The sequence below is a fragment of the Mesorhizobium sp. C120A genome, from assembly GCF_030323105.1.
In the GTDB taxonomy this organism is placed as follows: Bacteria; Pseudomonadota; Alphaproteobacteria; order Rhizobiales; family Rhizobiaceae; genus Mesorhizobium.
Genome location: NZ_CP100476.1, coordinates 2,545,317 through 2,564,241, shown reverse-complemented (window position 1 = coordinate 2,564,241; position 18,925 = coordinate 2,545,317). Strand labels below are relative to the sequence as shown.

15 protein-coding genes and 1 pseudogene are annotated in these 18,925 nt (G+C 60.3%); 10 read left to right on the top strand and 6 right to left on the bottom strand.

What is annotated here, in order from left to right; all coding sequences use genetic code 11:
- Window positions 1-16: 16 nt before the first annotated feature.
- Window positions 17-538: a ferritin-like domain-containing protein gene (locus tag NL532_RS12445; RefSeq protein WP_023687824.1), complete on the top strand. Its 522-nt coding sequence runs from the start codon at window positions 17-19 to the stop codon at window positions 536-538.
- A 69-nt stretch (window positions 539-607) separates the two neighbouring features.
- Here the strand turns inward: NL532_RS12445 and NL532_RS12440 are convergent, their stop codons facing one another.
- A complete protein-coding gene (locus tag NL532_RS12440) occupies window positions 608-1,765 on the bottom strand; it encodes a hypothetical protein (protein ID WP_023691420.1) in 1,158 nt (385 codons plus the stop codon).
- 299 nt (window positions 1,766-2,064) lie between these two features.
- On the opposite strand from NL532_RS12440, the gene NL532_RS12435 reads away from it, so the two are divergent.
- The 5 genes from NL532_RS12435 to cyoD all read left to right on the top strand — a co-directional run bounded on the left by NL532_RS12435 (window position 2,065) and on the right by cyoD (window position 7,209).
- Window positions 2,065-2,955 carry an MBL fold metallo-hydrolase gene (locus tag NL532_RS12435; protein ID WP_023729507.1) on the top strand — a complete coding sequence of 297 codons (891 nt, stop codon included), beginning with the start codon at window positions 2,065-2,067 and terminating at the stop codon, window positions 2,953-2,955.
- Window positions 2,956-3,246: 291 nt separating this feature from the next.
- Complete coding sequence (cyoA, locus tag NL532_RS12430) at window positions 3,247-4,116, top strand: ubiquinol oxidase subunit II (RefSeq protein WP_245270288.1); 870 nt, start codon at window positions 3,247-3,249, stop codon at window positions 4,114-4,116.
- A gap of 2 nt (window positions 4,117-4,118) precedes the next feature.
- Window positions 4,119-6,119, top strand: coding sequence for a cytochrome o ubiquinol oxidase subunit I (cyoB, locus tag NL532_RS12425; protein WP_032900102.1), 2,001 nt, complete (start codon window positions 4,119-4,121; stop codon window positions 6,117-6,119).
- Window positions 6,116-6,802: a cytochrome (ubi)quinol oxidase subunit III gene (locus NL532_RS12420; RefSeq protein WP_023681134.1), complete on the top strand. Its 687-nt coding sequence runs from the start codon at window positions 6,116-6,118 to the stop codon at window positions 6,800-6,802. Before cyoB ends, NL532_RS12420 begins: the two co-directional genes overlap by 4 nt.
- On the top strand, window positions 6,799-7,209 hold the full coding sequence (gene cyoD, locus NL532_RS12415; RefSeq protein ID WP_023668026.1) for a cytochrome o ubiquinol oxidase subunit IV: 411 nt from the start codon (window positions 6,799-6,801) through the stop codon (window positions 7,207-7,209). Before NL532_RS12420 ends, cyoD begins: the two co-directional genes overlap by 4 nt.
- 73 nt (window positions 7,210-7,282) lie before the next feature.
- Here the strand turns inward: cyoD and NL532_RS12410 are convergent, their stop codons facing one another.
- A complete protein-coding gene (locus NL532_RS12410) occupies window positions 7,283-10,612 on the bottom strand; it encodes a DEAD/DEAH box helicase (protein ID WP_023829144.1) in 3,330 nt (1,109 codons plus the stop codon).
- Between the two features lie 308 nt (window positions 10,613-10,920).
- Here NL532_RS12410 and NL532_RS12405 point away from each other — a divergent pair, with 308 nt between their 5' ends.
- The 3 genes from NL532_RS12405 to NL532_RS12395 all read left to right on the top strand — a co-directional run bounded on the left by NL532_RS12405 (window position 10,921) and on the right by NL532_RS12395 (window position 12,386).
- Complete coding sequence (locus NL532_RS12405) at window positions 10,921-11,760, top strand: Crp/Fnr family transcriptional regulator (RefSeq protein WP_245264476.1); 840 nt, start codon at window positions 10,921-10,923, stop codon at window positions 11,758-11,760.
- Between the two features lie 19 nt (window positions 11,761-11,779).
- Complete coding sequence (locus tag NL532_RS12400; RefSeq protein ID WP_023668023.1) at window positions 11,780-12,016, top strand: DUF6894 family protein; 237 nt, start codon at window positions 11,780-11,782, stop codon at window positions 12,014-12,016.
- 193 nt (window positions 12,017-12,209) lie between these two features.
- On the top strand, window positions 12,210-12,386 hold the full coding sequence (locus NL532_RS12395) for a hypothetical protein (RefSeq protein ID WP_023687819.1): 177 nt from the start codon (window positions 12,210-12,212) through the stop codon (window positions 12,384-12,386).
- A 185-nt stretch (window positions 12,387-12,571) separates the two neighbouring features.
- Here NL532_RS12395 and NL532_RS12390 read toward each other — a convergent pair whose 3' ends face one another.
- The 4 genes from NL532_RS12390 to NL532_RS12375 all read right to left on the bottom strand — a co-directional run bounded on the left by NL532_RS12390 (window position 12,572) and on the right by NL532_RS12375 (window position 15,194).
- The gene (locus tag NL532_RS12390; protein ID WP_023687818.1) at window positions 12,572-12,964 is read right to left on the bottom strand and encodes a response regulator; all 393 of its coding nucleotides are present in this window, start codon (window positions 12,962-12,964) and stop codon (window positions 12,572-12,574) included.
- Between the two features lie 242 nt (window positions 12,965-13,206).
- The gene (locus NL532_RS12385; protein ID WP_023829142.1) at window positions 13,207-13,737 is read right to left on the bottom strand and encodes a DUF1003 domain-containing protein; all 531 of its coding nucleotides are present in this window, start codon (window positions 13,735-13,737) and stop codon (window positions 13,207-13,209) included.
- Window positions 13,738-13,756: 19 nt separating this feature from the next.
- Window positions 13,757-14,926 carry an alpha/beta fold hydrolase gene (locus NL532_RS12380; RefSeq protein WP_245261362.1) on the bottom strand — a complete coding sequence of 390 codons (1,170 nt, stop codon included), beginning with the start codon at window positions 14,924-14,926 and terminating at the stop codon, window positions 13,757-13,759.
- Between the two features lie 13 nt (window positions 14,927-14,939).
- Window positions 14,940-15,194, bottom strand: a complete 255-nt coding sequence (locus NL532_RS12375) for a hypothetical protein (protein ID WP_023696347.1) — start codon at window positions 15,192-15,194, stop codon at window positions 14,940-14,942.
- A gap of 223 nt (window positions 15,195-15,417) precedes the next feature.
- On the opposite strand from NL532_RS12375, the pseudogene NL532_RS12370 reads away from it, so the two are divergent.
- Window positions 15,418-18,569 (top strand): annotated as a pseudogene (locus NL532_RS12370) (GAF domain-containing protein).
- Window positions 18,570-18,925: the final 356 nt, after the last annotated feature.

Below are 18,925 nucleotides of genomic sequence, written 5' to 3'. Positions count from 1 at the left end.
CAGAAGGAGAAACTCGATGGATACAAACTTCAACTCGGAAAGCCGTGAGATATTTATCGTCGGCTTGCGCAACGCGCACGCCATGGAAAATCAAGCGCTGTCGATCATGAAACCTCAGGTCGAGCGTATAGAGAACTATCCGGAGGTGGCCGATCGCTTGCGCCGGCACATTCAGGAAACCGAAGGCCAGATCACGAGACTCGAGTCCGTCCTGGAGGGCCTTGGCGAAGAGCACTCCACCCTCAAGGACACCGCCTTGTCGATGGTTGGCAGCGTGGCCGCCATTGGACATTCGATGGCCGGCGACGAGATCATCAAGAACAGCCTGGCGAATTTCGCATTCGAGAACTACGAGATCGCTGCCTACAATTCGCTGCTGGTACTGGCCGACGCCGGGGGCTTCCAGGATGCTGAAAGGGCCCTCAAGCAGAACCTGAACGAAGAGGAAGCCATGGCCAACTGGCTCAAGGAAAATCTGAGCGACGTTACCATGCGATATGCCAGGCTGCGCGAGGCTGGGGCGACTGCAAAAAGCTGATGCACCGCACCGGCGCGGGCGGCGTTTCGAGACAGACGCTCGCCCGCCCCTCCCTCGTTTTAGGCCTCTTCAAGGTGTCGTGTCCGCCACGAGAAGAGCTTGCTGACGGGCCAGTTCATCTGCTGTGGGTTTGCGCAGGTGTCGCCTGCCATCAGCCTGGATGACGGAAAACAAACCGACCTCGGCATGTCGCGAATTGTCCCAGCCCGGGTAGGCCGTTATCGGGTACAGGCAAATACCCTCGATCGGCGCTCCGAGACTGATTGCGGAACGCACCTCGTCGCAGACATAGTGGAGCCAAGCCGGCCCGCCGGATCCCTCGGAACCGGTCTCCGCAATGAACATCGGCTTGCCGTACCGGTGAGCAACTTCTAGCAACATTTCCGACAGGGCGCGGTACTCGTGGTGTCCCATCGGAATCGTCGGCCCGTTTACGTACCATTGATTGTGCGGATAAAAATTCAAGCCCACGACATCGACAACATCTTCGCTCCCGCCCAACTCAGGTTCGACGCGGCCCAGCAACATGTCGTAAGCTTCGAACTGCCCCTGTCGGGCGTTTTCGGCCCGGCGCCGTTCGCTGCGGGTCCGGTCACGAGGGGCGATATGGATAAGCGGCTCGGCCCACACAAATCTGCAGGCGGGGTCGATCTCCCGCATTGCACGAACACCCGCGATGGCGGCCTTCACGAGGTGCCGCTTGAACCATCCACGTTTGTTCGGCCCCACGCGCGGGAAATAGCCGACCTCGACAGCCCATGCGAAAAAGGAGATTTCGTTGATGGGACACAACAGAGGCGATGTTCCGGTGATCGAACGGTGTACCTTGACGGCTTCTGCCGCGAACGAGGCATAGGCGTCGATGAAATGCAGCGAGCCCTGATCGACATGGTCCGGAGATCCGTAGTGAAAGATGTCCCAGATTACCTGAACACCTGCCGATCGGGCTGCCTCCACCATTGGCGCCCAACTTGACCAGTCATAGGTTCCGGGAGCGGTTTCGATCAAATGCCAACGCAGGCCGTCGCGGATCGTGCGAAGGCCGAGTTCGGCGCAGCCGCGGTAGTCGCCCAGGGCATGCAAATTATGCGAGGTCGCACGAATAAGATCGAGGCGAACGCCGTCCTTGCGCCGGTGCGAGGAGCATTCAAAGCCTGCCATGAAAAAACTGGCGAAGCGCGAAGCTTCCGGAACCGAGGCCTCCGTCTGGCGTCCCACTTCGCTCATTTTTCGAAGTCTCCTTTGGGCAATCGGCTTCGAACTCGGCCGCCTTGTCCGGACCGGGAACCGCGTTGGCGAAATACCGAATTCGGTCGGGCGCGCCCCATGTTCGTTGCTCAGTCCAGCTCGTCCTTGCGTGGCCGGGTAGTGCCGAACCCATTGGTAGAGCCTTTGTTCCGGTGGTGAACTGTCCGGGCGCCGCGTGCAAATGAGGAACAAGGAGGCCCGTCCCAAGTTCGGGGCGATGTACAGCCGCCGTCATCCACTCGAGCGGCTGCTCGGCAACAACAGAGGCATGGGATCACATGACCGTTCAGATTCGACTTTCCGAGATCGACCACGCCAGGCGGGAGGATCGTGGCGACGGCGCTTGGAGCATCGCACCGGACCTGGGTTACTTGCGGCTAGCAATCGTCAATGTCGTGTTCTTCGGCGAACCGGGCAGCGGAGATCGGAACTGGGTGCTGATCGATACCGGGTTGCCGACGTCTCGCAGCAGCATTCTAGCGGCCGCGGAAAAGCGGTTCGGCGTCAACGCACGGCCGGCTGCAATCATCCTGACCCATGGCCATTTCGACCATGTGGGAACGGTTCTAGAACTCGCAAATGGCTGGGACGTGCCTGTCTTCGCCCATCCACTCGAGCACCCCTATTTGGACGGCACCACATCCTATCCGCCACCGGATCCCTGGGTTGGGGGTGGACTGATGGCGCTGCTTTCACCGCTTTTTCCACGCGGGCCAATCGATCTTGGCAGCCGTTTGCAACCCTTGCCCGCCGATGGATCGATCCCCGGAATGCCCGGATGGCAATGGCTGCACACACCCGGACATGCCCCTGGGCATATCTCGCTCTGGCGCGAGCAAGACCGCTCGCTCATCGTAGGAGACGCTTTCATCACCACCGGTCAGGAGTCGGTCTATGAAGTCGCCATTCAGGATCTCGAGATGCACGGTCCGCCGCGCTATTTCACGCCAGACTGGGATGCAGCGGAAAGGTCCGTGAAGCATCTGGCTGCCTTGGGCCCCCAGATGGTCATCAGTGGACACGGTGCGGCTGCTGCGGGAGTGGGCATGCGGCAGGCTCTCGATAACCTGGCTGAGCGATTCAGGGTATTCGCCGTCCCGCCGAAATTGAAATTCGTGCGCGAGCCAGCGTCGCCGATAGCTAGGCCAATCGAGCCGCCATCGTTCTGAAATTATGGTGGATTGGCCAACGCGGGACCATCGGACAGAGTAACTCGGTCCAGCGGAACAAACCCGGCCGGCGACAGTTGGGGCACTCGCTCAGGTGGCGACACCCTGCGAAGTGCCGCGAGGTTCCGCGCCATGGGGAGGCTCAGATGGAAACCCGACGAACGCATGCCTCTAGCCCGCGTTCCCGCAAAGAGAGATTGCAGAGCCGGTGTTCTTGCCATCCAGCCCTAAGTTGACACGCCAACTGCTCTGGATCGTCGGAGGCGCATTCTTGCCCGGTTGCGCGGGGGAGTGCTCGATCCCCAAGGACCAATTGGTGTCGGTAATCGCACGATCCTTTTGAACTCGCTGGCGGTGATGCTGGTGATCGTTGTTCCCACGCTTGTTGCACTTCTGGCATTCGCCTGGAAGTTCCGCGCCTCGAACAGCAACGCCCGCTATAACCCGGAGTTCACCTATTCGGGACGCGTGGAGTTGATCGTCTGGTCGATCCCGACGCTCACCATCCTGTTCATTGGCGGTCTGATCTACTACGGATCGTATCAGCTCGATCCGCGCAAACCGATCCCTTCTAGCCAGCCGCCGCTCGACATTCAGGTGGTGGCGCTCGACTGGAAATGGCTGTTCCTCTATCCCGAGCAGGGCGTGGGCGCTATCAATCAACTGGTTATCCCCGCCGGTGTTCCAGTGCGTTTCAAGTTGACCTCGGCCAGCGTGATGAACACGTTCTTCGTGCCCCAGCTTGGCAGCATGGTCTACGTCATGAACGGCATGCAGACCGAATTGCATCTGCAGGCCGACCGCGAGGGCAGCTTTTTCGGCCAGTCGGCGCACTTCAGCGGCGACGGCTTCTCGGATATGAATTTCAGTGTGAGCGCGGTTTCAGCCGATGCCTTCACCCGCTGGGCGTCATCGCTGCGTGGCGGGGGCGGCGTGCTCAACGCCAACGCCTATCGCGAACTCGCCCGGCAAAGCACAAATGTGGCGCCGGCTTCCTTCGGTCATGTCCAGCCTGGGCTGTTCGAAGCGGTCGTTCAGCAGACGCTCCCACCGGGTCCGGGGCCTGCTGAGAGCGCAGCCAGCGGCGAGCCACAGGTGAGCCCAAGGGCATTACCCGCGGCGGCGGCAACGATGACCCATCATCCACAAGGCGCAGAATGACGATGCTGGGCAAGCTCGACTGGTCGGCCGTTCCTTTCGATCAACCCATCCCCCTCGGCGCAGCCCTTGGCGTCTTTCTGGCAGCAGCCGCCGTGCTTGGCTGGATAACGGTGAAGGGGTACTGGCCATATCTGTGGAGCGAGTGGATAAGCTCGGTCGACCACAAGCGCATCGGCGTGATGTACATTGTGCTGGCGATGCTCATGCTTCTTCGTGGTTTTATCGATGCTATCATGATGCGCACACAACAGGTGCTGGCGATTCACGGGCCGGGCTACCTCCCGCCGGAGCATTACGACCAGATCTTTTCCGCGCACGGCACGATCATGATCTTCTTCGCCGCGATGCCGTTCATGATTGGCCTGATGAATTTCGTCGTGCCGCTGCAGCTTGGCGTACGCGATGTCGCTTTTCCGACGCTCAATTCCGTCAGCTTCTGGCTGACGGCTTCCGGAGCCCTGCTGGTCAACATCTCGCTTGTGGTCGGCGAATTCGCGCGCACCGGCTGGCTGCCCTATGCCCCTTTGTCGGAAACCGCCTACTCGCCAGGCGTCGGTGTCGATTATTATCTGTGGGCAATCCAGATCTCCGGCGTCGGCACGCTGCTCACCGGCGTCAACCTGGTGACGACCATCCTCAAGATGCGGGCGCCGGGAATGGGCTATCTACGAATGCCGATGTTCTGCTGGACCTCGCTCGCGTCCAACCTGCTCATTGTCGCAGCCTTCCCGATCCTTACCGCCACGCTCGCAATGCTGACGCTGGACCGGTATCTCGGCTTCCACTTCTTCACCAACGAAGCTGGTGGAAATCAGATGATGTTCGTCAACCTGATCTGGGCGTGGGGCCATCCCGAAGTATACATCCTGGTGCTTCCCGCCTTCGGAATCTTTTCCGAGATTTTCTCGACTTTTTCATCGAAGCCGCTGTTCGGATACCGTTCGATGGTCGCGGCCACGATGTTCATCTGCATCGTCTCGTTCATGGTCTGGCTGCATCACTTCTTCACCATGGGTGCCGGAGCGGACGTTAATGCCGCCTTCGGCATCGCCACGTCGGTCATTGCCGTGGGAACCGGTGTGAAAATCTACAACTGGCTCTTCACCATGTATGGCGGGCGCGTTCGGTTCGACACGCCGATGCTTTGGGCACTGGCTTTCGTGACCACCTTCACCGTCGGCGGCATGACTGGCGTCCTGCTTGCCGTCCCGCCGGCCGACTTCGTGCTACACAATTCCCTTTTCCTCGTCGCGCATTTCCATAACGTCATCATCTCGGGCGTGTTGTTTGGAGCATTCGCCGGCTTTACCTACTGGTTCCCCAAGGCGTTCGGCTTCCGTTTGCACGAAGGCTGGGGAAAAGCGGCATTTTGGGTCACCTTGGCCGGCTACATGCTGGTCTTTGTACCGCTCTATATTGTCGGTCTGCTCGGCATGACGCGGCGCCTGCAACATATCGATATGGACCTTTGGGCGCCGTGGCTGGTGGTGGCCGCTTTCGGCGTGGTGGTGATGATCGCCGGCGCGGCGCTGCAGATCACACAGCTTTTCGTTTCGATCCGGTATCGCGACAAGTTTCGCGACAAAACCGGCGACCCGTGGGACGGGCGTTCGCTGGAGTGGTCGACATCTTCCCCTCCTCCTGTCTTCAATTATGCACGGCTGCCTCACGTGGAAGACGAAGAACCCTACTGGAGCATCAAGCAACGAGGGATCGAACAGAGCGCGGACAAGGAAAAGGCATATGAGCCGATCGAGATGCCTCGCAACAGCCCGACTGGCTTCGTCACCGCCTTCTTCAGCACACTGGTCGGCTTCGCGCTGATCTGGCATATATGGTGGCTGGCGATCGTCGGTTTCATCGGCGCATACGCAACCTTCGTCGTATTCGCCTGGCGCGATCATGGAGACTACGAGATCCCTGTCGACGAGGTCGCCCGCATCGACCATGACCACAAGGCAGCCCAGTTTGCCCGGCTGCGCGGGTGGGAGCGCCCGGCATGAGCGATCACGCATTCTCCGGCGACATCAGCGCCGGCACCCAGGCACGGGACCCGTATCGGCTTAATCACACCGGTCGGCATGCGGTGCGCTCTGCGACGGGCCACGGAGAAGGCGGCCCGGCCTCAAAGTTCGTCACGGTGACCTACGGCTTCTGGATCTTTCTCCTGTCCGACATCATCATGTTCTCGGCATTTTTCGCCGCCTACGCCGTGCTCGCCAAGGCAACCGCCGGCGGACCGACAGGCAAGGATCTGTTCGAACCGACACGGGTTGCGGTCCAGACGGGCCTTCTGCTCACTTCGAGCTTCACCGGAGGCGTGGCAACACTCGCCACCCGTCGCAGATCAATGGCTGCCACGCAGTTCTGGCTTCTCGTCACGGGGTTGCTCGGGGCAGCGTTCCTGTTCCTGGAACTACAGGAGTTCGCGGCAATGATCGGCGAGCAGGCAGGCCCCTCGCGCAGCGCATTTCTTTCTGCCTTCTTTGCGCTCGTTGGCTGCCACGGTGCCCACGTCGGTCTCGGCCTGCTCTGGCTGGGAACGATGATGGCGCAGCTGTGGGTCAAGGGCTTTCGGCCCGACATTTTGCGGCGGCTCCACTGCTTCGGGCTCTTCTGGCACGCCCTCGACATCATCTGGGTTGCCATCTTCACCCTGGTCTATCTGCTGGGAGCATCGTCATGACCGAGTTCGAGAGCAAGACCGGCGAGTTGCAGGACCGCCGCGATTCAGCGCCGGGCGAGGAACACATAAGCGAGCACGAAACGGCTGGGGGCCTCTCGGGCTATGTGCTCGGCTTCGGGCTGGCCATCCTGCTCACGATCGCATCATTCCTGGCGGCGCGAACCGATCTGATTTACCAGCCCGCGGTCATCTCGGCCCTGGTGGTGCTCGCTGTTGCGCAGATGGGCGTGCATCTTGTCTTCTTTCTGCACCTGACCACCGGGCCGGACAACACCAACAACATCCTGGCGCTGGCCTTCGGCGTGCTGATCGTCGCGCTGGTGGTTCTGGGCTCTATCTGGATCATGGCCCACCTGAATGAAAACATGGCCGCCATGACACCCCATCAAGCCGGAACCATGCCTTGAACGCTGCCCTGCGAACGCACGGTCGCCCACAGTGCACCATTCGCACCGATGGCCCCAGGAGACAAAAGGCTCGTCAGATCTCGTGCTTTGGCTGGGCTGCGCGTAGGGCATCAAGCGCTAAGCGAACCGCATCGATGCCTGAGACGCTGGGCTGGATCGGCCTGAAAATCAGGCGGCCGATCCGGTAGTCCAGGCCCAACGCCTTGCTGTTCCGCCATCGGGACGCCGACGGCTTGTTCCGAGGGGTGATCGCGATGGCCTCGGGACCCACATCGACTTTGCCGACGCCCAATTCCGACGCTGCTATTCGCAACCTGGTAAATTCCAGCAAAAGGGCTACTTCGCCAGGCATGTCTCCAAAGCGGTCCTCGAGCTCTTCGCTGAATGTATCGAGGTCCGGCTCCGAACGGATGCGGGAGAGCCGCGCATAGAGGCCAACGCGCACCGTAGGCTCGTCGACATAGCTCTCGGGAAAAGCCCCCTTTCCCGAGCCATTGATCTCGGCAAGTTGCTTGCCGAAGTCGGGCCTTCCGCCAGCCGCCGAGACCGCCCGCTCCAGCAAGTGCTCGTACAAGCCCACTCCGATCAGCTTCATATGCCCGGCCTGGTCTTCGCCGAAAAGATCTCCGGCGCCACGCAGGTCGAGGTCTCTTTGACTGATTGCCAGGCCGGAGCCGAGCCGATCGAGCGCAAGCATCGTCGAAAGCCGGGCCCTGGTACCGTCGGCCAGTTCAACGCCAGGTTGGGTCAGAAGAAACGCTACGGCCTGCACCGCCCCCCTTCCGACCCGGCCCCGCAGCTGGTGCAACTGCGCCAGACCGAACCGGTCGGGGCGCCAAACGATGATGGTGTTGGCCCGCGGCACATCGAGGCCGCTCTCGATGATGTCGGTGCTCAACAAAATGTCGCCATCACCGTCGGCGAATCCGACCATGACTTCGTCCAGCTGTCTCCCCTTCATTTCACCATGCGCCGTCTTGACCCGGAGTTCCGGCACCAGTCTGTTCAGTTGGTCACAGGCCGGGGCAATATCCTCGATTCGCGGGACCACGAAGAAGCTCTGTCCACCCCGGTGAAATTCACGCAGGAGGGCCGCGCGCACCGATGCTGGATCGAAAGCTGCCAAGATCGTGCGAACGGGACGTCTTTTGGCGGGCGGAGAGTTTAGAACGCTGACGTCCTGGATGCCTGACAACGCCGATTGCAACGTCCGGGGTATCGGTGTGGCGGTCATGCTCAGCGTATGGAGGCGAGGCGCCATGGTCCGCAGCGCGCGCTTCAACTTGACCCCGAACCGGTGCTCCTCGTCGATCACCAGCAGTCCAAGATTGGCGAAGGTGACGCTCTTGGACGCCAGGGCCTGAGTACCCACAACGACCGCAACCTGGCCGCTCCGCAGACCCTCTTTTGCCGCTCTCGCGTCCGCTGCCCCGACCATTCTTGAAAGGTGGGCGACCTGCAAGCCGGTTCCTGCGAAGCGGCGGCTGAACGTCTCATAGTGCTGTCGTGCCAACACCGTTGTCGGCGCTATGATAGCAACCTGTTTCCCGCAGAAAGCTGCGGCGGCGCAAGCACGCAGGGCGACCTCTGTCTTGCCGAAGCCGACATCGCCGCAGACGAGCCGGTTCATTGTTCTTCCCGACGAAAGATCATCGAGCACAGCGCGGATGGCGGCCGCTTGGTCGGGCGTCTCCGTATAGGGAAATCTCGCCGCAAAACGGGCCAAGTCCGTGCGGGAGGGCTTCATGATCTCGGCAGGCTGGCTGGACCTGATTTTGGCAAGACTCAAGAGGCGCTTGGCCAGCCTGTCGATCTCGCGCAACGCAGCTTCGCGTCGCTTCGGCCAGCCCTCGCCTTTGAGGCGATCAAGCGACACTGCCTCCGGTTCCGAGCCGTAGCGCCATATTCGTCCAAAGTCGTCGACCGGAACCAGCAAGGAAGCCCCGCCATGATATTCCAGTCTGACGACATCCTGTTGCTGGCCAGCCAACTCGACCTGTTCGACCGCGGCGAGCACGCCCAGGCCATGGTCTTCATGGACGACGACATCGCCAATGCGCAACTCGGGTTCGAGTATGCCCGTGGTCGCGCTCCCGTTCGCCTTCAACGCGGGACCAAACAGGTCGGATGCGGCCACCACGGCGATATTGGATTGCGCGTCGACAAACCCTTCGTCGAGGACGAATTCAGCCTTGAGAAGAGAGCCCCTTGCGGCCGAAAGGATTTGCGGCAAGTCGGCCGCTTCCTCTGCCCGCCGGCCTAGTCTCCTATCGAGCAGGCGATCTGCTCGCTGCAATTCAGAGGCATCGCCGGTGAACACTACTCTGACTCCGGCGCTCGTCTGCCTTGTGACGAATTCCGCGAAATCATGCCCGGGTCGGGCCTGGCGGAAGAATTTGGGAACACCCACGGCAGAAACGGCAAGTCTCAGGCAGCAGCGGTTAAGCAGAGCAGCGTCCCACTCTTCACGGGATAGGTAAAATCGTCCCGGCAAAGGTTTTTTCGTTCCGGCTGCCTCCTGCCTGGCACGACGTGCATCCTCGACCAGATCCAGAATTCTGCCGAGCGGCTGCCCGTCGGTCCCTTCAAGGAAGGAGATCGAAGCGCTGGATGCCGCATCGAAGACGGATGGCATAGCGCCATACGATGCGACCAGGCGCTCCTCCATCGACGTCGCGCGCATCGCTGTCAGCTCAGGATGCTCACCAGCTTTAAAGATCAGCTCGGATGCCGGTCCGACCGTAATCGAGTCTCGAACCTGGTCGCTGAGCTGACTGAGCGGGTCGTAGGTCTTGAGCTGGCGGATGCAGGCATCGGGACCAACGATGATGCGAACGGGGCCGTCCGCGCCAGCAGGAAAAATATCGATGGGATCGCCCCGAAAGGCTATCTCACCCGGTTCGTCGACCCTCTCGTCGACGACATAGCCAATTGCTTCGGACCTGGTTCTGAAATCGTCACGGTCGAGCTTTTGTCCCACCTCCAGAATTGTGAAACCGGCAGCGATGACCGGAGCAGGCGGCACCCGCTGCAGAATGGCTTCGAGCGACATTACAGCGATGCGCGGGCGATCCGGCTTCGTTGCGATCTCACGCAACGCGCGAAGCCTTCGCCCCATATTGGCGCGTGTGGGCCATACCCTGTCGTAGGGCAGACAATCCCAGGACGGCAGCAAGATGATATCCGCGTCAGGCAGGAACTGACGCAAGGCGCCGGCGATCTCCTCGGCACTGCGTTCCGAGGGAGCTATATGGATGATGTGCTTGTCCCGACTGGTCTCCAGGCCACGGGCCAGCGCTACCGCGATTGCTGAGGATGGCGGTCCGCCGTGCTCTATCGCAAACCCGCTGTCATCCGTGTGATCGATTTGTTCGACATCCGTCCGCGAAATATGCCTGTTCACTGAAATCTCACCTTGCCACTGAGACAACGTCAGCGGAGCCACCCCGTTCCTGGCGGCGCATCAAAGAGTTCCAGGACGGGCTGCGGGTGCAGCCCTTGAAATGGGCGGAGCGACAGGGTCAAAGCTGCGCCGTGATCGGCGAACTCCTGGGGCTGGCTGCCCAGCGGGAAAATTTCTAACCGAGCCTATGTCATAGGTTAATGCATTGCTGCCTTGCTCACCTATGGCTGTCCTAAAAACTGGTGCTTCGATCATTCCGGGATCTTCAACCACGCTCGACGCTGGCAAAACGCTCCAGGCATGGGACCATGCCGCACGGCGGCGCCTTCTGCCGCCGCGCACATGTCCCCATGCCAGTCGGAACTTTTGGCGCGGATAATAGTTCGATCACCAACATCAGCCAGGTAGTCAATTTGTTCCCCACCTCATCCTCGGATGTACTCATTCGCAAGCTTCAGACCATCTCGGATCTTCGAGAGGCCGACATCGGCGTTCTGAAAGGCATTCCGATCCAGGAGAAGGAATATTTGGCCAACCACGATCTGGTGCGTGAGGGCGACCGTCCTGTTTACTCGTTTATCGTTCTTGATGGCTTGGTCGGTTCCACCAAACATACGGGCGAAGGAAAGCGACAAATCACATCATTCTTCGTCGCCGGCGACATTCCTGATCTGCATGGGCTGCATCTGTCGGTCATGGATTGTAACTTCTCGACCCTTACGCCGGCGCGAATAGGTTTCATGCGGCATGACACTCTGCGCGCCGTTTGCGACCAGCACCCTCGCATCGCCACCGCTTTTTGGCGGTCGACGTTAATAGATGCCGCGATTTACAGGGAGTGGGTCATCAATGTGGGAAGACGCGAGGCATACACCCGCATGGCTCACATCCTGTGCGAACTGATTTTTCGCTTGCGCTCCATGGGGCGCATTGAGGATCACGTGGCGGATATCCCCATTACACAGGCGGCCCTTGGCGATGCACTGGGTTTGTCCACGGTCCACGTCAACCGGATGCTCCAGGAACTACGACGCAGAGGCCTCATTGCCACCTCGGGATCAAAAGTTCACGCACTGGACTGGGCTGGACTCACTCACGCAGGAGATTTCGACACGACCTACCTGCACCAAAGGAACCCCGCAGATTAGCAGTGACGGAAGCTCTCCGATGGCACGATTTTTCTTCGACAGCGGCGATGGCGATCTCATCTTCGAGGACGAAATAGGTGTCGAATGCGCTGGCCTCGAGGAGGTCCGCCGCGCGGGATTCGAGGGCCTTGTCGACCTCACGAGAGAGTCACTGAAGAGCGTCGACGGGCAGCAATTGTTTATCGAAGTGCGCGATGAAAATGGCGCCAAGATTTTGCGGCTGAGCCTCTCGCTTCGGGTAAAATCGAACGTATAAATTTGCACTCTACGCGCAGCGTTAGGCGAGCGGACTGGGACTGCAAACATCCACTGGCGTGTCGTTGTCTCAAAACCAGGGCCACTTTTGAGCGACATGCATTAACCCATAGATTGTGCCTCGATTTGTGTACAGGACGGGGAACCATCAAAGAGCCGCCGAGTTCGTCCAACGGACAAGCTCGGAATCTAACATGGAAGAAATCGGCAAGGCACAACAAAAGGTCATAGCCCGCCTCATACGGGAGTGGATTTCATCGGACGCCAATCGTCGCCAGCTTCGCCAGTTGCTGGATCTGCCGACAGACGCGGACATGCCCAGCGAGCATCGATCATTGCTTGACGAACTCGACCGAAAGCTCAACCAATGAGCGCCTCTGCTTTCGGGAGGGCTTCCGAGTGTATGCGAGCCGGTGGCGAGGGAAAGGAGCTGAGGTCGACATCTGGTTGAGGCCGCCGACATTTGACCCAAGCAGACGCGAACGCTTTACGCCGGACGGCGCCGATCGGCCGAAGAAAGAATGTTCGGTGGTTTCGTGGAGCCGCGGTCCGATTCCTAGAGGTGAGTTTCTGCACCTTGCTGCGCGTTTAAAAGTTGAGAAACGGCAGTTATGATCTGCGGCAGAAAAAAGGGCTTGGTGATCATTATGCTGTTGGGCACACCTTCCGCTCCCCAGTGTACCGCGCTGTCGCCACTGATATAGACAACCGGGATGGTCGAGTTGGACCTTCGCAAGTGCCGAGCGACCTCCCACCCCGACTGTCCTGCTCCCAGACGGATGTCCGTGAGCACGGCCTTGAACTTGGTCGGATCGGGGTCGAAAGCCGCCAGCGCCTCGGCGGCACTCCGAGTGCCGACCACCTGGAAGCCGGCCTCCTCCAAAGCTGACTCGAGGTCGAGCAGGATCATTGTCTCATCTTCGACGATCAGAACAGCACCTTCGCTCACCCGGAATCTCCCCAAGCCGCCACCGCTAATACGATTTCGGCGTCAACTTGGTTCCATCTGACGCGCAGCAGCCTTTGGCTATCGAAGCTCTACGCTGCCTCGATTGCGCGGCGGACTTGTGACGTCGGGAAGCCACCCTGGAAAAGGCCGACACCGGCTTAGCTGCTTCGACAGCCTTGGACAATGAGGCTGAATTACAGGTTGTAGCCGACGCTGAACCGTCGCCGACGAGGTCGCTTTGATCAAGCGTTCTCCTGATCTTCAGAAGCTTGCTGGATTTGCGTCATCACCTTTTGGGGATCGACATTCTCGGCGAGTTCCGGCAGCTCTTTGTCGGCCGGGGTCGAGATATTCAGACGCGCCGTCAAGGCAGCCACCATCTCGATCAGCCGCGTGGTTTCATGTTCGTTTAGAAGGCTGATCTGCAAATCCAGTTCGGCTCGGCGCTCGCTGTGGGCGGCCATTCTGTTCTGATTGATCAGCACAAAGGTAGACAGGAAGATTGCCTCAACCGAGGCGACCATGGCCAGGATCACGAAAGTCGGGTCCCAGGCTGGGACGGCTGGTATCTCGCCAAGGTTTGCGAGGACCCAGACGACAAGAATTGCAAGGTGCAGATAGACGAAAGTCATGCTTCCCGCGAAGCGCGAAACAGCGCCGGCGACCCACGCTTGAACGCCTTGGTGCTCCTCTTGCTGCCGCCTGTGCTCGACCAGCGCCTGTATGTTCTGGTGGAGCACCGACTGCATGTCGGCTGGACGTTGGTCGCTCATTTGAAAGCCCCGTTGGAGATCATTCCGTGCAAGCGGCGTCGCTTATCGCCGGTGGCTCCCGCGAGGCCGGATCTACCTTGAACTCGTCGGCACGCGACTTGGGTCGCTGCCGACGGCCCGCTTGGAACAAGGCGTGCCGCCCTGCAATAGTGTGCACCATGCCGACCACTGCTTGCGGGGCGCTCTGATGAACCATATGGCCGGCGCCCGGAACCACCTCGAGGAGAGACCCACCGACTTCCGCGTGCAAGCGTCGTGCATCGCGTTGCGCGTCGAACAAACGATCCCCGGATCCCGCCATGATGCCGGTGGGCACGGCAATGTCCCTATAGTTGGCTTTTCCCAACAGGGACGCGGCCAGCATCGATGCTGTCTCCAGAGAAACCGCCCGCAGTTGGGAAGGGCGGCTGGCGACATCTTTGGCAAGTGCGGCGAACTCGCCGGCGACGACGGCGGGTTTAAAGATCTTCTCCATTGCCCAATGCCAAGCAAGCCTTACAAGCGGCGGCAGCAAGGTGTGACGAAACGCGGTGCCGATCACAGGCAGTGCAGGGAGTGCGGCCAGTGCAAGATCCAGCCGCGGTGGCGGATAGTAGTAACCCGAGACCAGCACGATGCCGGCGACCGATGGAGAATGCCTGCGCGCCAATTCGAGGGCGATCCAAGCTCCCCAGGAATGTCCAAGCACGAGGTATTTCTCTATACCCAGCCCGCAGGCGGCGGCATGTATAAGGTCGGCTTGGTCGCGAGCGGACCAACGCCGGCCGCGCGGCCGTGAGCTTCGCCCAAAACCGGGACGATCAAATGCAAGCACCCGATAGGTCTTTGCCGCCTCATCGAAGATGCCGCTCGACTTGAAATCCTCCGCCATGGATCCATTGCCATGCAGGAGAAGCAGCGGCATGCCGGTTCCGGCTTCGATAAAATGCAGGCGCAGACCATCGATCTCCATCACACGTCCGCATGCCCGGCCGGCAATCGCACGTTTGGCGCGGATGGCGTTGTATGCCGCCAGCGCCGCCAATGAGGCCGCGAGCAACCCGGTCGCGAGTTTCGGTCCATCTCTGTCGAACGCCATGCCGTGCCTGTTGGAAACCATCTGCCGAACCCAACTCTCGGGGCGAAAGCTTGTTCCGCCAGACAAGACACGCTGTACAACCGGCTCAAGCGTCTTGGAAAGTAGGCCCATGGAGTTGGGACCGTTAAGCCTGGGCAGCGCTGCTGCCTCCCAGTTTCCAATCACCCTGCCAACGTGCGCGCACGGCAATCATCAGCATGGCCGCTTCCGTCATCCCGGTCTGGAAAAGTCTGACCAGCTCTCTCGCGATGGATTCTGCCGCGGTAGTGTCCGACGAAATCTCAAATTCCTCACACAGCGCGTCGAAAACCGACCGAAGCGTTTTCAGGTCGTCTGGATAGAGAGCGTCCGTATTCGTAAGAATGGGTCGGTCAAGCATCAAAACGTCTCCAAACGAGTGAAGTGCGGTTCGGGCACCCAGCCAGCGGGAGCTCGTCAAGTGCCCGCTGGTTTCCCCTTTATCCGCCACAGCGCGCCAAGCTGTCATTAACCTATGACCGCGGTGCGGCGTGTTCGGCTGACCGGCCCGCCAAAGAAACTGCCGTCCTGCGGGGAACTCTTGGCCGCAGACTGCATTTAAGTCCGGGCAAAACGGGGGCGAAATGGGGGCCACTTCAAGCAATCCGCGATCTGAACTGCAGCGCTTCGAGCTTTTGGCAGCGCTGGGCGACCGTATTCGCGAGATTACGGATCCCGCAGAACTGGCCTACGCAGCCGCGGAACTGCTGGGGAACCATTTTGGCATCAGCCGAGCCGGATACGGCACGATCGATCTAGAGAAAGAAACGATCACCATTGACAGGGACTGGAACGCGCCAGGCATCAAAAGCCTGGCTGGGACGCTGAATTTCAGGAACTACGGCTCGTATATCGAGGATTTGAAGCGAGGCGAAACCGTTGTCTTTGAAAACGCCGAGACAGATCCGCGAACCAGCAGCCATGCGGAGGCACTCAAAGCCATCAGCGCCCAATCCGTCATCAACATGCCCGTTACCGAGCATGGCGGGCTGGTGGCGCTGTTATACCTGAACCACTCCGCGCCCAGACGCTGGGCGACGGAGGAAGTAGCCCTCATTTCGGCAGTCGCGGACCGGACGCGTACGGCGATAGAACGCCTTCGCGCCGAACTGGCCCTGCGTGAGAACGCCGAACGCCTTGCTTTTCTCGACCGCCTCGGCAGGGAGATAGCCCTCGCGGCCGACGCCGATGCTGTCATGCAGATCACCACTCGGCTCCTCGGCGAACATCTTGGCGTCTCGATTTGCGCCTATGCCGACATGGAGCAGGACCAAGACCATTTCACCATCCGCGGCGATTGGAGCGCACCTGGCTCGCCCAGCATCAGGGGATATTACAGTCTTGCCGATTTCGGTCGCCTGGCTGTCACCAATCTCAGCGCCAACAAGCCGCTTATCATCAACAACAACCTTGAGGAAATTGCTCCCGAGGAAGCGAAGACCTTTCAGGATATCGGGATACGGCAACCATCTGTATGCCTTTGGTCAAACAAGGCCGACTGACTGCCCTGATGGCCATCCACGACAAGCAGCGCCGCGTCTGGTCGCAACGCGAACTGTCCTTGCTGACCGAGGTGACGGAGCGGTCCTGGGCTCACATCGAGCGCGTTCGCTCGGAGCAGGCGGCACGGGCGAGCGAGGAGCGGCTGAGGCTTGCCACCGACGCGGCCGCTATCGGCACCTGGGATTACGATCCCATCAGCGGAGTGCTGCGTTGGGACGACCGGTGCAAAGCCCTTTTTGGTTTGCCGCCGGACGCGGAGGTGACATATGAAAGCGCCTTCCTGGCGGGCCTCCACCCGGAAGATCGCGCACGGGCCGACGAGGCCGTACGCCAGTCGCTCGCGCCGGGCACCCCCTCCCGCTACGACATCGAATACCGGACGATCGGCCTTCGGGATGGCAAGGAGCGCTGGATTGCCGCAACGGGGGAAGCGCTTTTCCAGTCCGGCCGTGCGATCCGCTTCATCGGCACCGTGGTCGACGTCACCGCGCGAAAGCGGGTGGAGCATCAGCTTCAGTTGATGAACGCCACTGCGGCAGCCGTGGCGGCCGAGCTTGACGTAGAGCGAATTGTCCAGACGGTAACCGATGCCGGCGTGGTGCTGTCGGGCGCACAATTTGGAGCTTTCTTCTACAATGTGATCGACGACAAGGGCGACAGCTATGTGCTCTACGCCCTGTCGGGGGCACCTCGTTCTGCTTTCGAAAACTTTCCGATGCCGCGCAACACCGCGGTGTTCGAGCCCACTTTCCGCGGAACAAGCGTGGTGCGTTCCGACGATATCCTCACCGATCCGCGCTACGGCAAGAACTGGCCCCGCAAGGGAATGCCGGAGGGCCATCTGCCGGTGCGTTCCTATCTCGCCGTGCCGGTCGTCTCGCGTTCGGGCGAGGTGCTGGGTGGCCTCTTCCTTGGCCATCCAGAAATCGGCGTCTTCGCCGAACAGCAAGAGGCGGCCTTGCTGGGGCTTGCGGGCCATGCCGCGACGGCAATCGACAACTCCCGACTGTTCAAGGCGCTGCAGACACTCAACGGCACGCTCGAACAGCGTGTCAAAGATGAAGTAGCGGAACGCGCCAGAGCAGAAGAGCACCTGCGCCAAGCCCAGAAGATGGAAGCTGTCGGACAGCTCACCGGTGGCATCGCGCACGACTTCAACAATATGCTGGCCGTCATCATCGGCGGCCTGAACCTTGTGCAGCGCAAGCTCAGAAACGGCGATACCAACGTCCACCAATTCGTAACCGGCGCGATCGATGGAGCACAACGTGCCGCAGAACTTACCAGGCGACTGCTCGCCTTTTCCCGCCAGCAACCACTGGCGCCGAAGCGGCTGAATCCAAATCGCCTCGTCTCCGGTATGAGCGAATTGCTGAACCGGACGCTTGGCGAGACCATTCAGATCGAGACCGTGCTCGCTGCGGGCCTATGGCATGTCGAGGCCGACGCAGGGCAATTGGAAAGCGCGCTGCTCAACCTTTGCGTCAACGCAAGGGATGCCATGCCTGCCGGCGGCAAGCTGACGATCGAGACATCAAACGCCCACGTCGACGATCGCTATGCCAGGGAGAACGCGATCCCCTCCGGCCAGTATGTGATGATAGCGGTCACCGATACAGGAACGGGCATGACTGCTGATGTTGTCGCAAGAGCTTTCGATCCGTTCTTCACCACCAAGGGGGTCGGCAAAGGCACCGGGCTGGGACTCAGCCAAGTCTATGGGTTTGTTCGCCAGTCCGGCGGCAGTGTGAAGATCTATTCCGAGCAGGGCATCGGAACCACCTTGAAAATATATTTGCCGCGCTCGCACCATGGCGTGCTCGACAGCCAAATCGACGTCGTGGCAGGCGAGCACCCCGGCTGTGCAGACGAGATCATCATGGTTGTCGAGGATGAAGATCGCGTCCGGCTGATGGCCGCGGAAGCGCTGCGGGAACTGGGCTACTCCGTGCTGGAAATGCAAGGTCCACGCGAAGCGCTGGTGGCCGTCGAAAGGGGGCAAGTGCCGTCGCTTCTGTTCACCGACGTGGTGATGCCGGAGATGTCGGGCCGGGAGCTAGTGGATCAGGTCAAGACAATGCACCCGTCGCTAAAAGTGCTCTACACCACCGGCTACACACGAAATGCGATTGTCCACAACGGCACGCTCGATTTCGGAACCGAACTTTTGACCAAGCCCTACACGATCGACGAATTGGCAGAGAAAGTCCGGAAGGTGCTGGATCGAAAGTGAACGGGCAACAGCCCGCGACGCTCGCCGTGTGACCGAACCCGGCGTTTGCCGCGTAAGGTGTGCGGCGAAACGGGCCGAAGGTGTCGACACCGACATCGTATTAATATGGCCCGGCTTCACTTTTCCGAGCCAGTATCCCTCCAGATTTTGTCTACCTCTTGCCCATCCGCGGCCTTGCTCATTGCTGTGATGGCGCAGCACGATCGAAATCTCGTTGCCGCCGGTCACCGGTCGGAGAAATAAATGCCGCCTCTGGCTCCCTGCGATGCTCAACACTGAAGTTACCGTAAAAATGCTCGCTGGCCGATGGCCGGATGGAACAATCAACTTGCCGGGATGTTCGGATGATCTAACCG

Coding starts and splice junctions, on each gene's coding strand:
- NL532_RS12445 (WP_023687824.1), top strand. CDS start 17: ATGGATACAAACTTCAACTCGGAAAGCCGTGAGATATTTATCGTCGGC.
- NL532_RS12440 (WP_023691420.1), bottom strand. CDS start 1,765: ATGAGCGAAGTGGGACGCCAGACGGAGGCCTCGGTTCCGGAAGCTTCG.
- NL532_RS12435 (WP_023729507.1), top strand. CDS start 2,065: ATGACCGTTCAGATTCGACTTTCCGAGATCGACCACGCCAGGCGGGAG.
- cyoB (WP_032900102.1), top strand. CDS start 4,119: ATGCTGGGCAAGCTCGACTGGTCGGCCGTTCCTTTCGATCAACCCATC.
- NL532_RS12420 (WP_023681134.1), top strand. CDS start 6,116: ATGAGCGATCACGCATTCTCCGGCGACATCAGCGCCGGCACCCAGGCA.
- cyoD (WP_023668026.1), top strand. CDS start 6,799: ATGACCGAGTTCGAGAGCAAGACCGGCGAGTTGCAGGACCGCCGCGAT.
- NL532_RS12405 (WP_245264476.1), top strand. CDS start 10,921: ATGCCGCACGGCGGCGCCTTCTGCCGCCGCGCACATGTCCCCATGCCA.
- NL532_RS12400 (WP_023668023.1), top strand. CDS start 11,780: ATGGCACGATTTTTCTTCGACAGCGGCGATGGCGATCTCATCTTCGAG.
- NL532_RS12395 (WP_023687819.1), top strand. CDS start 12,210: ATGGAAGAAATCGGCAAGGCACAACAAAAGGTCATAGCCCGCCTCATA.
- NL532_RS12385 (WP_023829142.1), bottom strand. CDS start 13,737: ATGAGCGACCAACGTCCAGCCGACATGCAGTCGGTGCTCCACCAGAAC.
- NL532_RS12380 (WP_245261362.1), bottom strand. CDS start 14,926: ATGGGCCTACTTTCCAAGACGCTTGAGCCGGTTGTACAGCGTGTCTTG.
- NL532_RS12375 (WP_023696347.1), bottom strand. CDS start 15,194: ATGCTTGACCGACCCATTCTTACGAATACGGACGCTCTCTATCCAGAC.